This is a genomic window from Microbacterium sp. SGAir0570, from assembly GCF_005491085.2.
In the GTDB taxonomy this organism is placed as follows: domain Bacteria; phylum Actinomycetota; class Actinomycetes; order Actinomycetales; family Microbacteriaceae; genus Microbacterium; species Microbacterium arborescens.
Genome location: NZ_CP027929.1, coordinates 2,687,678 through 2,700,020 on the forward strand (window position 1 = coordinate 2,687,678; position 12,343 = coordinate 2,700,020).

The window sequence follows — 12,343 nt, forward strand, 5'->3', positions numbered from 1 at the left end:
CCTACTCTACCCGCGCCGTTCCGGCCAGCCGTGCGGCGTCGTCATCCCCCGCTGCGGCGCCCTCCTCGCGCGTGTCGACGCGGTGTGACGAGCGCGGGCCGAGGAGCGCGATCGTCACACCGATGCCGATCTCGACGGCGAACGCGAGGCCGACCGCACCGGCCGACGGGCCGATCTGGTCGAGTCGTCCGGGCCCGAAGGCACCGGAAGCCAGGAGAGAGAGCACGGCGGCGGCGACGCCGCCCCCGACTGCCACGATCGCCGCGGCGGCCAGGCGGGGCAGGACGGGGTCGGCGGCAAGAGCGGATGCCGGCGCGGGCAGACGGCGGCGCGCCGCAGCACCGGCGACGAATCCGACCGCGACGAAGAGCAAGGCGACGAGCAGGAGCACGGGCGGCGTCGTCGGCGGTATCGCTCCGAGCACCGGAATCCCCGGCACGACGCCCAGCTGGGTGCCGGAAGCCGCCACCGTCGAGCCGGCGCCGAGCGAGAACCCGGGGCCTGCGGCGAACGCTCCGCCCCACACGAAGAAGGTCGGTAGATACGCCGCCTGGCCGAGGGTGACGACCGTCGCACCGATGGCATCGACGTTGGCCGCCTGGAACAGCGAGACGATCTCTCCGCCGCGCACGAGCACAGCGACCCCGACGAGGAATGCTCCGACGCCGACGAAGCCGGTGACGGCGATCGCCAGCCCGCGGGCGCCGGCCGACACCGCTGCCGCATAGCCGGTGCGGTCGAGCCGGACGAACAGCGAGTCGACGGGCCCGTCGTCACCGTCGCGCCACGCGCGGGTCACGGCGCCGAGCAGGGCGGGAACGGCGAAGACGAGCGTGGGCAGCAGAACGGCCTGCCAGGTCTCGACGACGGCGTACGGGGTTGCGGCGGTGGCGGCCACGACGGCCGAGGCGACAGCGACCGTCAGCGTTCCGGCGAGCACCCCGGTGAATCCGGCGCCGGCTCCGGCGGCGCGCGCGCCCGAGCGTGCGGCGAACAGGGCGATGAGCAGCGCGACCGCGAGCGGCGGCAGCGAGAGCGAGAACGAGACGGCGTCCGTGCCGATCCCGGTTCCGACCGTGTACTCCTGCGGAAGGGTCACCTGCAGCGGCACGAGATTGCCGAACTGCCACAGACGCACCGACGCGGGCCAGAGCGACGACCAGTCGGCTCCCCCGCCGAAGGCGACCGCCCACAGGACGGTCAGCGGCGCCAGGGCCGCGGCAACGCCGACGGCCACCGCGACGAGGGCGTCGAAGGCGGAGAGGAGGGCGACGAGCAGGCGATTCATGCCTGATCGACCCTACCCAGCGAGTCTGTGCGTGTCGGGCTGACGCGCGCGGGGGCGCTACCGTCTTCTCGGAGGATTTTGTGAACACTACGCAATCGCGCGCGCCCCAGGGTGCCATCGACCGCTTCTTCGACATCAGCCGACGCGGCTCGACGATCGGCACGGAGGTCCGCGGCGGCCTCGTGACCTTCGTCACGATGGCCTACATCGTCATCCTGAACCCGATCATCCTGTCGGGCAAGCCGGATGTGGCGGGGACGAGCCTCGACTTCGCGGCGGTCAGCGCCGCGACCGCGCTGACCGCGGGCGTCATGACGATCCTGTTCGGTCTCATCACCCGCCTCCCCTTCGCATTCGCGGCCGGGCTCGGGATCAACGCCTTCGTCGCGTTCGGCGTCGTCGGCGAGGTCACGTGGGCCGAGGCGATGGCGCTCGTCATGATCAACGGCGTCATCATCGTGCTGCTGGCTGCCACCGGCCTGCGCAAGCTCATCTTCGATGCCGTCCCCGTGCAGCTCAAGCTCGCGATCACGGTGGCCATCGGCCTGTTCATCGCGTTCATCGGCTTCGTCAACTCTGGTTTCGTGACCTCGACCGGACAGGCCTCTCCCCCGGTCGGTCTCGGTGTCGGCGGCTCTGTCGCATCGGTGCCGACCTTGATGTTCGTCATCACCCTCCTGCTGACCGGCGTCCTCGTCGCTCGCAAGGTCAAGGGCGGCATGCTCATCGGCATCGTCACGGGCACGGTCCTGTCGATCGTCGTCGAGGCGATCTGGCACCTCGGCGCGGCGACCGAGAACCCCGGCGGGTGGGGACTGACCGTCCCGGCGCTCTCCGGCTCTCCCGTCAGCGTCCCCGATCTGAGCCTCATCGGCGCCGTCGACTTCGGCTTCGACCTCGGCAAGGTCAGCATCGTGACCCTCGTGATGCTCGTCTTCACGCTCGTCTTCTCGAACTTCTTCGACGCGATGGGCACCATGACGGGACTCGCGAAGGAGGCGAACCTCGCCGACGCGAAGGGGGACTTCCCGCGCATCAAGTCGGCGCTGATCGTCGAGGGTGTCGGGGCGATCGCGGGTGGCGCGACGAGCTCGTCGTCGGCCACGGTCTTCGTCGAGTCCGGCTCGGGCATCGGCGAGGGGGCGCGCACGGGACTCGCGAACGTCGTGACGGGCCTCGTCTTCCTGCTCGCGATGTTCTTCACCCCGCTGACCTCGATCGTCCCGACCGAGGTCGCCGCCGCAGCGCTCGTCATCGTCGGAGCGATGATGCTGTCGCAGATCGCGCACATCGACCTGACCGACTTCCGCGTCCTGCTGCCGGTGTTCCTCACGGCGACCGTCATGCCGCTGACCTACTCGATCGCCAACGGCATCGGCGCGGGGTTCATCTCGTGGGTGCTCGTCAACGCGCTGTCGGGACGCGTCAAGCAGATCAGCCCGCTGCTGTGGGTCGTCGCCGGCGGCTTCGTGATCTTCTTCGCCCGCGGCCCCCTCGAGGCGCTGCTCGGGGTCTGATAGCCGCCGAAGGCCGCTTCGGAGAACAGCGAAGGGGCGGATGCCGCAGCATCCGCCCCTTCGTCGTGTCCGGGAAGCGTCAGAGCTTCTCGATGATCTCCCGCATGAGCGCGGCGGTCTCGGACGGCGTCTTGCCGACCTTGACACCGGCGGCCTCGAGGGCCTCCTTCTTCGCCTGCGCGGTTCCCGCCGAGCCGGAGACGATGGCGCCGGCGTGGCCCATCGTCTTGCCCTCGGGGGCGGTGAAGCCCGCGACGTAGCCGACGACCGGCTTGGTGACGTGCGCCTTGATGTACTCGGCCGCGCGCTCTTCGGCGTCGCCGCCGATCTCGCCGATCATGACGATGGCCTTCGTCTCGGGGTCGGCCTCGAACGCCGCGAGAGCGTCGATGTGCGTCGTGCCGATGATCGGGTCGCCGCCGATGCCGATGGCGGTCGAGAACCCGAGGTCGCGCAGCTCGAACATCATCTGGTAGGTCAGGGTGCCCGACTTTGACACGAGGCCGATCGGGCCCTTGCCCGTGATATTCGCCGGCGTGATGCCCGCGAGAGCCTCGCCGGGCGTGATGATGCCGGGGCAGTTCGGCCCGATGATGCGGGTCTTGTTGCCCTTCGACTTCGCGTACGCCCAGGCCTCGGCCGACTCGCCGACGGGAACGCCCTCGGTGATGACGACCAGCAGCGGGATCTCGGCATCGATGGCCTCGACCATGGCGTCCTTGGTGAACGCGGGCGGCACGAACGCGACCGAGACGTCGGCCCCGGTCTTCTCGATCGCCTCGGCGACCGAGCCGAACACGGGCAGCTCGACGGCGTTGCCGTCGGCGTCGGTGTGCGAGACCGTGGTGCCGGCCTTGCGCGCGTTCACGCCGCCGACGATGTTGGTGCCCGCCTTGAGCATCAGCGCGGTGTGCTTGGTGCCCTCACCGCCCGTGATGCCCTGGACGATGACCTTGGAGTCCTTGTTGAGGTAGATAGACATGTCGTTGGTCCTTTTCGCGTCCGGAGCTCAGGCGTTGGCCAGCTCGGCGGCCTTGTCGGCGCCCTCGTCCATACCGGCGGCGAGGGTCACGAGCGGGTGGTTCGCGTCGGCGAGGATCGCGCGGCCCTCGTCGACCTGGTTGCCGTCGAGACGCACCACGAGCGGCTTGGTCGCCGAATCGCCGAGGATCTCGAGCGCCTTGACGATGCCCTCCGCCACGGCGACGCACGAGGTGATGCCGCCGAAGACGTTGACGAAGACGCTCTTGACCTGCTCGTCGCCGAGGATGACGTCCAGACCCGAGGCCATGACCTGGGCGTTGGCGCCACCACCGATGTCGAGGAAGTTGGCGGGCTTGACGCCGCCGTGCTTCTCGCCGGCGTAGGCGACGACGTCGAGGGTGGACATGACCAGGCCCGCGCCGTTGCCGATGACGCCGACCTGACCGTCGAGCTTGACGTAGTTCAGGCCCGACTCCTTGGCCTTGGCCTCGAGCGGGTCGGCGGCGCCCTTGTCCTCGAGCTCCTCGTGCTCGGGGTGGCGGACCTCGCTGGCGTTCTCGTCGAGCGAGACCTTGCCGTCGAGGGCGACGATGTCACCGGCGCCCGTGCGGACGAGCGGGTTCACCTCGACGAGGGTCGCGCCCTCGCCCGTGTAGACGGCGTAGAGCTTGACGAACACGTCCGAGACCTTCTCGACGAGGTCCTCGGGGAAGTTCGCGGCGCGGGCGATCTCGACGGCCTTGGCCTTGTCGATGCCCTGCAGAGGGTCGACCTCGACGCGCGCGAGCGCCTCGGGACGCTCGACGGCGAGCTCCTCGATCTCCATGCCGCCCTCGACCGAGCACAGGCTCAGGTACGAGCGGTTGGCGCGGTCGAGCAGCACCGAGAAGTAGAACTCCTCGGCGATGTCGGCGCCCTGCGCGACCATGACGCGCTGGACCACGTGGCCCTTGATGTCGAGGCCGAGGATGGCCTCGGCCGCGGCGAACGCCTCGTCGGGGGTCTTGGCGACCTTGACGCCGCCGGCCTTGCCGCGACCTCCGGTCTTGACCTGAGCCTTGACGACCACGACGCCGCCGATCTTCTCGGCCGCCGCCTTCGCCTCCTCAGGGGTGTCGGCGATGATGCCGGCGAGCACCGGCACCTCGTACTTCTCGAACAGGTCTCGGGCCTGGTACTCGTAAAGGTCCACTGCAATCCTTCGCTGGGCGACGGTGGGTGATGGGGCGTGAGAAATCTCGATGTCGAGATATCGCCCGATCGGAAAGCCTACTACCCGTGTCTGACGGCCCCGTGCCCGATCCCCGCCGAACGGAGGGGACGGCGTCAGATCCAGCCGCGCTCGCGCGCCATGATCGCCGCCTGCTGCCGGGTGGCGAGATGGAGCTTGCCCAGCACCGACGAGACGTGGTTGCGGACCGTGCCCGCCGACAGATGCAGCGTCGCCGCGATCTCGGCGATCGTCTCCCCTCGGGCACCCGCCCGCAGCACGTCCAGTTCCCGGTCGGTGAGGGGGCTGCGCTCGTCGCTCAGCGCATCAGCGGCGATCTCGGGGTCGACGTAGCGCCGCCCGGCGGCAACCTCGCGGATGACGGCGGCGACGTCGTCGGCGCGGCGCGACTTCGGCACGAAGCCGTCGACGCCGGCGCTCAGCGCGCGGCGGAGAACGCCGGGCCGCGCGTGCCGGGTGACGACGACGCAGCGCGCCGGCACCCGCTGCCGGATGCGGGCGGCCGCCTCGACCCCGTCGATGCCCGGCATCTCGAGGTCGAGCAGGCAGACGTCGGGACGCAGCTCGAGCGCTCGCTCCACCGCGCTCTCGCCGTCGCGGCACTCGGCGATCACCTCGAGGTCGTCCTCGAGACGCAGCAGCGCGGCGAGCGCCGAACGGATCATGTCCTCGTCATCGGCGATGAGCACGCGGATCATCCCGGCATCCCCTCGCCCGCCGGCTCCCGGGTCGCGCCAGCGGCAGTGCCGGGCGCTCCCGCGGGGACCGAGACGACGACCTCGAACCGCCCGTCTTCACGGCGGGATCGCAGGTCGCCGCCGGCCACCCCGACCCGGTGCGCGATGCCGGCGAGGCCCGAGCCCGCCCCCAGCGCGGAATCCGGCCCCGGGTCGTTGGCGAAGGCGACGCGCCAGTACCCGCCCTCGCGATCGAGCCTCAGCTCCGCCCATCGACCACCGCCGTGCTTGAGCACGTTGGTCGTGCACTCCCGGATCACGGGGCCGAGGATGTCGGCGGGCGCGAGCACCGCGTCGGCCGCGACGTCGAGCCGCACCGCGAGTCCGGCCGCGCGCAGCAGGTCGGCGGCGTTGGCCAGTTCGTCGGGCAGCGGTACGCCGCGGAAGCGCCCGGCGAGCTCGCGCGTGCCCGTGCGGGCTGCGTCGACGGAGGCGCGGGCCAGGCGGATCTGCTCGCCCGCGGCATCCGGGTCGCGCCCCAGCATCCGCTCCGCGAGCTCCAGCTGCAGCGCGATCACCTGCAGATGGTGCCCCTGCAGGTCGTGCAGCTCGCCCGCCAGGCGCAGCCGCTCCTGCGTCGCGGCGAGGCGCGACTCGGTCGCGCGCGCACGGTCGAGCTCGAGCACGACATCCCACGACCACAGGGACAGGGCGATGGACGCCGGCAGCGCGACCGCGAAGACGAGCAGCGCGAACGTCAGCGAGCCCACGCCCGCGAGGGCGCCCTCGATACGTGCCCGCTCCGCGAACCACAGCGCGACGAGCGCTGCCTCGACGAGGATCACGCCCCGCCAGCGGATGCCGGGCCCCCAGCGCACCAGGCACAGGATCGTCGCGAGGACCGAGGCCCCGAACAGCACCGTCATCGTCGTCGCGCCGAGGAGCAACGACCCCGCCACGCCCAGAAGAACCGGCCACGACAGGAAGCGGCGCAGGCGAGGCGGACGATCGGCCTCCCCCACGTCGCCGTCGGTGCGGTATCGAACGAGCAGCACGACCGTCGAGACCAGGACGGCGACCGAGCCGGCCGCGTACCCGACGATCACCGCCGGGTCCTCCAGGCGGGTGCGGACCTGCAGCGCCCACAGGCTCCAGATGCCGAGCGCCGAGATCATGAAGAAGACGATGGATACGGCGATGTACCACGAGGTGGCCGCGACCTCACGGGCCAGTGCCGTGCGGCGCGGCGCGGATGCCGTGCGGGGGTCGCGGTCGTTCACGAGGCCCACAGTACGGCCATGACGTTTGTCACGGTCCGGGTCGCGGAACCTCCCGGGCACCGGTGACGCCCCGACACTGCCGCGGACTTCCGGGCGCCGCTGGGATGGATCCATGACCAACCCCCTCGCAGACCTCATCCTCGGCTTCCAGGACCTCGTGGCCCGGATGCCCGACATCCTTCAGCCCGTCATCGTCGCCCTCGCCGGCGCGGTGCCGTTCATCGAGGGCGAAGGCGCGGCCGGCATCGGCATCATCGGCGGCATCCACCCCGTCGTCGCCGCCCTGGCCGGCGCCATCGGCAACTTCGTCTGCGTCGCCGTCGTCGTGCTCGTGGCCGCCCGCGTGCGCACCGCCGTCACCACGCGCGGCGGGGCCCCCGAGAAGCCGAAGTCGGCCCGCAGCGAGAAGTTCCAGAAGGCGTACCACCGCTACGGCACCCCGGGCGTGAGCCTGCTCGGTCCGCTTCTGCTGCCCACGCAGTTCACCGCGGCCGCCCTGACCGCCACCGGAGTGCCCCCTCGCACCGTCCTGCTGTGGCAGGGAGCGGCGATCGTCATGTGGACGACGATCATCACGCTGTTCATCACCGGTGTGCTCTACGTCGCGACCTGACGCGGCGGAGCACGCCCGATAGGCTCCGCTCGGCGACACTGACACCGACACCGACACCGAGGAGACGACGATGACCGCGCTCGAAGAACGCCTCGACGCCCTCGTGGCCAATACTGTCGTCCCGGTGCTCAAGCCTCGCGGGTACCGCAAGAAGCGTCTGGTCTGGACTCGGGAGACGCCGGGGGTGCTCCACGAGGTGACGTTGCAGCGCAGCCAGGGGAACGCCGCTGGCCACCTCCGCGTGTACGTCGAGGGCGCCGTGTACGTCGCGGGCTTCGACGAGGCGATCGGCAGGACAGCGCCCTCACCCCTCTCGCGCGCCACGCCGCAGTACCGCCGTCGATTCGAGGACATCGTCGGATGGCCGGCGCAATGGATCGACCTCGAGACGTGGTCCGACGACGAGCTCGTGCCGCGTCTGCACGAGGCGATCGGCACGCTTGCGGACCACCTCGAGCGCATCGACTCCGCCGAGGGACTCGCCCTGGCGAAGCAGGAGTCGGGCGCGGGCCTCGACCTCGATCTGTTCGCTTGGTGGTGCGCCGCCGGCGACGACGCGGCACGCAAGGCCCAGCTGGCGCAGGCGCACGTGGGTTTCGGGCACGAGGAGCGCTGGCCCAGCCTCCTCGCCGGGTTCGTGCGGGTGGGCGAGCGCTACGGCGTCGCCGTCGCGGTCTGACCCGCGCGGACGCGGCGCCACGGGACCGCCCCTCTCGCGGACCGGCCGATCGGCGCGAAACCGGCGCCGTATTCAGCGGCGGGCATGTCGCGGAATGCAGGATGGGGACATGACCGCCCTCGAGTCCCGCCCGTGGCTGTCGGCCTACGCCGACGGCGTCCCCGCCGAGATCGACGAGGTGACGCAGACCCTGCCGGAGATGCTCGCCGCGACCGTCGCCCGACACGGCAACCGGACCGCCCTGGAGTTCTTCGGCGCCACCACGACGTATCGCGAGCTCGGCGAGAGCGTCGACCGCGCCGCGGAAGGCCTGCGCAGGCTGGGGGTGACCGCGGGCGACCGGGTGGCGATCGTGCTCCCGAACTGCCCGCAGCACGTCATCGCGTTCTACGCGGCACTGCGCCTCGGCGCGATCGTCGTCGAGCACAACCCCCTCTACACCGCGCGTGAACTGCGCCACCAGTTCGAGGACCACGGCGCACGGTTCGCGATCGTGTGGGACAAGACCGTCGACACCATCGCCGACTTCCCGACCGACCTGCGGGTCGAGCGCATCATCAGCGTCGACGTCACCGAGGCGCTGCCGCGCGGCAAGCGGATGCTGCTCCGCCTGCCGATCGCGAAAGCGCGGGAGTCGCGCGCCCAGCTGACGGCGAAGCCGCGAGCGAAGGATGCGCTGCCGTGGTCGAAGCTCGTCCGACACCGCCCCCTGTCGCGTCGTGCGGCGGGACCGACGCTCGACGACACGGCACTGCTGCAGTACACCAGCGGTACGACCGGCATCCCCAAGGGCGCCGTCCTGAGCCACCGCAACCTGCGGGCGAACGCCATGCAGGGTCGCGCATGGGTTCCCGGTCTCGTCGAGGGCGAGGAGACGTTCTACGGCGTCCTGCCGCTCTTCCACGCCTACGGCATGACGCTCTGCCTGACCTTCGCGATGAGCATCGGGGCGAAGCTCGTGCTGTTTCCGAAGTTCGACGTCGGCCTCATGGCGGACGCCGCCAAGAAGAGCCCGCCGACGTTCCTCCCCGCGGTGCCGCCGATCTACGACCAGCTCGCGCGTGCGGCATCGCGTGGCGCGATCGACCTGTCACGCGTGCGGTTCGCGATCTCGGGAGCGATGAGCCTGCCGGTCGCCACCGTCCGCCGGTGGGAGGACACCACGGGCGGGCTCCTCGTCGAGGGTTACGGCATGACCGAGTCCTCCCCCGTCGCGCTCGGCAATCCCATGGGCCCCTCCCGCCGTCCCGGCACGGTGGGAGTGCCGTTCCCGAGCACCGACATCCGCATCGTCGACCCCGACGACCCCTCGGTCGACCGCGAACCGGGCGAGGAGGGCGAGCTGCTGCTGCGCGGCCCCCAGGTCTTCTCGGGCTACTGGCGCCGCCCCGCCGAGACCGCGGACGCACTGCTTCCCGGCGGCTGGCTGCGCACGGGAGACATCGCCGTCGTCTCGCCCGACGGCTTCGTCACGATCGTCGACCGGCTCAAGGAGCTCATCATCACGGGCGGGTTCAACGTCTCACCCAGCGAGGTCGAGGACACCCTGCACGCGCACCCCGACGTCGAGGCCGCGGCCGTCGTCGCCGCTCCCCGTTCCTCGGGCGGAGAGGAAGTCGTCGCCGCGGTCGTGCTGCGCGATGGGGCCGAGCTCGACGTCGAGGGTCTGCGCGACTTCTGCCGGACGCGCCTGGCCGCGTACAAGGTCCCGCGCCGGATCGTCGCGGTCGACGACCTTCCCCGGTCGCTCATCGGCAAGGTGCTGCGACGTCAGGTGCGCGAACAGCTGCTCGCGCGGGACTGACCGCTCGGGTCAGCGCAGACGCCGCAGGCCCGTCGAGGCGGGACCCTCGATGCGCTCGCCGTCCGGGGTGAACCGCGACGCGTGCAGGGGACAGTCCCACGTGCACTCGAGGTCGTTCCACTCCAGCACGCCGCCCAGGTGGGGGCAGATCGCGCTGACCGCCCGCGTCTGACCGTCGATCGTCGAGACGCCCACCGGCCGGGCATGGTGCTGCGCGACGGTTCCTTCGCCCTCCGCGGGCTGCGCCACCGGGGTGGACCGCCTCGCGGCCGAGGCCCAGCCGCGCGCCGCGACGGCGCCGATCTTGGCGTTCTCGGCCGCGCCGCGGGCGAGATCCGCGGGCACCGTCAGCCGCGTGCCGATCACCGTCATCCACGTCGGGCGCTCGCGCATCCTCTCCCCGCGGAGTTCGCTGGCGATCCGCAGCGCCGCCGCGGGCGCGTTCGTGAGCCCCCATTTGGCGTATCCGGTCGCGAACCGAACGCGACCGAGCGAGCGGGGCATCGCGCCGATGAACGGCACGAGGTTGTGCGAGGTGTAGTCCTGCGCCGACCAGCGGTGGGTCTCCGCGCCCACGGGGAACGTGTCCCGAGCCCACGCGACGAGCTCCTCGAGCTTCGCGAGCTCGCTGTCGGTCCGGCCGACGGGGTGTCCGGCGCCGCCCACGACGAGCTGCGGCGACCGCTCGGGGCCGCCCGCACCGTCTGCCGCCGTCACGGTGCGCACTGACCGGGTGGGGCTGTCGGCCGACAGGTACATGCCCTCGGGCACTTCGCCCTCGAGGTCGAACGAGACGCACGCCGACCGCATGCCGCTCACCTTGGCGAAGTACAGCCCGCGGTCGGTGATGGGCGCGCCCGTGGCGAGCACGATCTTCTCGGCGAACAGCGGCCCCGCCTCGGTGTCGATCCGCGGCCGCGGCACGACCCGCACCCGTCGCACGGCCGTGCCCAGGTGGAGCCGGCCTCCGGCCGCGACGAAAGCGGTCGCCAGTGCCGTCAACAGGCTCATCGGGTCGATCGCGCGCTGCTCGTCCAGAGCGACGGCGCTGGTCATGCGGACGGGGCCGGCGGCGAGCTCGTCGGCACCCGCGAGTCGCACGTCGAGGCCCGCCTCTCGAGCCGCCCGGTACTCGTCGGTCACGGCCGCGACACCCTCGGCGCCCTGGGCGTGCGTGTACGCGGTGCGGGTGGTGGTCGAGACCCCGAGCTCGTCGGCGGCCCGGGTGATCCACTCGAAGCCGTCGCGGTTCGCGTCGACGTAGGCACGGACGAGGGATGCCGGGTGGTGCCGGCGCAGCGACGACAGCGTCGTGCCCTGCAACAGCGACATCTTGCCGGTGTTCGAGCCCGAGGCGAGCTCGCCGATGCCGCCGCGCTCGACGATCGCGACGTCCATCCCGCTGCGGACGAGCTCGAGCGCCGTCGCGAGGCCGGTCAGCCCTGCCCCCACGATGACCACGTCGTGGCGCCGTCCCGGCTCGAACGGCGCTCCGGCGGGCACGGCGACGTCGGACTTCCACAGCGCGGTCATTCCCGCAGTCAACGCCGCGCACCGGACGGCGGCAAGCGACTTGACACTAGGCTCGGTGCCCATGACCGAGGCCCCCCGCACCCCCGGCGACCCTCTCGTGGCCGCGGCGGTCGCGCTGTTCGACGAGCAGGGGTACGAGCGCACCTCGGTCGACGACATCGCGCGGGCCGGCGGCCTGTCGCGCTCGACGTTCTTCCGGCAGTACGGCGGCAAGGACGATGTGGTCTTCGCCGACCACGACGTCGCGATCGCGGCTCTGCGCGAGCTGCTCGAGAGGCCGAACGAGAGCCCGTGGCGGGCCGTATGCGACGCCGCCCTCGCGGCCTTCGACCACTTCGCCGCCGACGTCGAGCTGGCGCGGCGCCGCTATCGCGTGGTCCGCGGAGTCCCGGCGTTGCGCGAGCGCGAGATCGTGATGGTCTTCCGGTACGAGCGGCTCTTCGGCGATCATCTGCGCGGGCGTCTGCCCGACCTCGATCCCGCCGAGACCGTCGCCTTCAGCGCCGCGGTGACCGCCGTGCACAACCATGTCCTGCGCCGGCTCCTCCGCGGCGAGGACGCCGTCACGCGGGCCACGGTGGAAGCGGCGCTCGATGATCTGCTGCGTCGGTTCGGCGTGCATCCCGACGGCGGGGCACCCGCCGACGACGACGTCGTGGTGGCCGTCTTCCCGCGCCGGATGCCGCTCGCCGAGGTGACCCGCCGCCTCCGCGCCGACCTCTCCTGAACAGATGTGG

The 12,343-nt window shown here is 71.6% G+C and carries 11 protein-coding genes; 5 read left to right on the forward strand and 6 right to left on the reverse strand.

Annotated features, from left to right (window positions below):
* Position 1: 1 nt before the first annotated feature.
* A complete protein-coding gene (locus C1N74_RS12770; protein ID WP_137750661.1) occupies positions 2-1,288 on the reverse strand; it encodes a DUF6350 family protein in 1,287 nt (428 codons plus the stop codon).
* An 80-nt stretch (positions 1,289-1,368) separates the two neighbouring features.
* On the opposite strand from C1N74_RS12770, the gene C1N74_RS12775 reads away from it, so the two are divergent.
* Positions 1,369-2,805: an NCS2 family permease gene (locus tag C1N74_RS12775; protein WP_023955684.1), complete on the forward strand. Its 1,437-nt coding sequence runs from the start codon at positions 1,369-1,371 to the stop codon at positions 2,803-2,805.
* Between the two features lie 79 nt (positions 2,806-2,884).
* Here C1N74_RS12775 and sucD read toward each other — a convergent pair whose 3' ends face one another.
* From sucD to C1N74_RS12795, 4 genes are all read right to left on the reverse strand, one after another.
* Positions 2,885-3,787, reverse strand: a complete 903-nt coding sequence (sucD, locus tag C1N74_RS12780) for a succinate--CoA ligase subunit alpha (protein ID WP_023955687.1) — start codon at positions 3,785-3,787, stop codon at positions 2,885-2,887.
* Positions 3,788-3,814: 27 nt separating this feature from the next.
* Entirely contained in the window at positions 3,815-4,981 is a 1,167-nt protein-coding gene (gene sucC, locus C1N74_RS12785) for an ADP-forming succinate--CoA ligase subunit beta (RefSeq protein ID WP_071919175.1), read from the reverse strand.
* A 134-nt stretch (positions 4,982-5,115) separates the two neighbouring features.
* The gene (locus tag C1N74_RS12790) at positions 5,116-5,718 is read right to left on the reverse strand and encodes a DNA-binding response regulator (protein ID WP_023955690.1); all 603 of its coding nucleotides are present in this window, start codon (positions 5,716-5,718) and stop codon (positions 5,116-5,118) included.
* A complete protein-coding gene (locus C1N74_RS12795; RefSeq protein ID WP_258317927.1) occupies positions 5,715-6,977 on the reverse strand; it encodes a sensor histidine kinase in 1,263 nt (420 codons plus the stop codon). Before C1N74_RS12795 ends, C1N74_RS12790 begins: the two co-directional genes overlap by 4 nt.
* Before the next feature lie 112 nt (positions 6,978-7,089).
* Between C1N74_RS12795 and C1N74_RS12800 the strand changes: the two genes are divergently transcribed.
* The 3 genes from C1N74_RS12800 to C1N74_RS12810 all read left to right on the forward strand — a co-directional run bounded on the left by C1N74_RS12800 (position 7,090) and on the right by C1N74_RS12810 (position 10,073).
* Positions 7,090-7,590 (forward strand): hypothetical protein, encoded by a 501-nt coding sequence (locus C1N74_RS12800; protein ID WP_064955110.1) that lies wholly within the window; start codon positions 7,090-7,092, stop codon positions 7,588-7,590.
* A gap of 70 nt (positions 7,591-7,660) precedes the next feature.
* The gene (locus tag C1N74_RS12805) at positions 7,661-8,269 is read left to right on the forward strand and encodes a DUF4304 domain-containing protein (RefSeq protein ID WP_137750663.1); all 609 of its coding nucleotides are present in this window, start codon (positions 7,661-7,663) and stop codon (positions 8,267-8,269) included.
* Between the two features lie 109 nt (positions 8,270-8,378).
* On the forward strand, positions 8,379-10,073 hold the full coding sequence (locus tag C1N74_RS12810; protein WP_137750664.1) for a long-chain-fatty-acid--CoA ligase: 1,695 nt from the start codon (positions 8,379-8,381) through the stop codon (positions 10,071-10,073).
* Between the two features lie 9 nt (positions 10,074-10,082).
* On the opposite strand, the gene C1N74_RS12815 is transcribed toward C1N74_RS12810, so the two are convergent.
* Positions 10,083-11,606 carry an FAD-dependent oxidoreductase gene (locus C1N74_RS12815; RefSeq protein ID WP_137750665.1) on the reverse strand — a complete coding sequence of 508 codons (1,524 nt, stop codon included), beginning with the start codon at positions 11,604-11,606 and terminating at the stop codon, positions 10,083-10,085.
* A 61-nt stretch (positions 11,607-11,667) separates the two neighbouring features.
* Between C1N74_RS12815 and C1N74_RS12820 the strand changes: the two genes are divergently transcribed.
* The gene (locus C1N74_RS12820) at positions 11,668-12,333 is read left to right on the forward strand and encodes a TetR/AcrR family transcriptional regulator (RefSeq protein ID WP_137750666.1); all 666 of its coding nucleotides are present in this window, start codon (positions 11,668-11,670) and stop codon (positions 12,331-12,333) included.
* Positions 12,334-12,343 lie beyond the last annotated feature (10 nt).

Coding starts and splice junctions, on each gene's coding strand:
- C1N74_RS12805 (WP_137750663.1), top strand. CDS start 7,661: ATGACCGCGCTCGAAGAACGCCTCGACGCCCTCGTGGCCAATACTGTC.
- sucD (WP_023955687.1), bottom strand. CDS start 3,787: ATGTCTATCTACCTCAACAAGGACTCCAAGGTCATCGTCCAGGGCATC.
- C1N74_RS12770 (WP_137750661.1), bottom strand. CDS start 1,288: ATGAATCGCCTGCTCGTCGCCCTCCTCTCCGCCTTCGACGCCCTCGTC.
- C1N74_RS12790 (WP_023955690.1), bottom strand. CDS start 5,718: ATGATCCGCGTGCTCATCGCCGATGACGAGGACATGATCCGTTCGGCG.
- C1N74_RS12800 (WP_064955110.1), top strand. CDS start 7,090: ATGACCAACCCCCTCGCAGACCTCATCCTCGGCTTCCAGGACCTCGTG.
- C1N74_RS12815 (WP_137750665.1), bottom strand. CDS start 11,606: ATGACCGCGCTGTGGAAGTCCGACGTCGCCGTGCCCGCCGGAGCGCCG.
- C1N74_RS12810 (WP_137750664.1), top strand. CDS start 8,379: ATGACCGCCCTCGAGTCCCGCCCGTGGCTGTCGGCCTACGCCGACGGC.
- C1N74_RS12820 (WP_137750666.1), top strand. CDS start 11,668: ATGACCGAGGCCCCCCGCACCCCCGGCGACCCTCTCGTGGCCGCGGCG.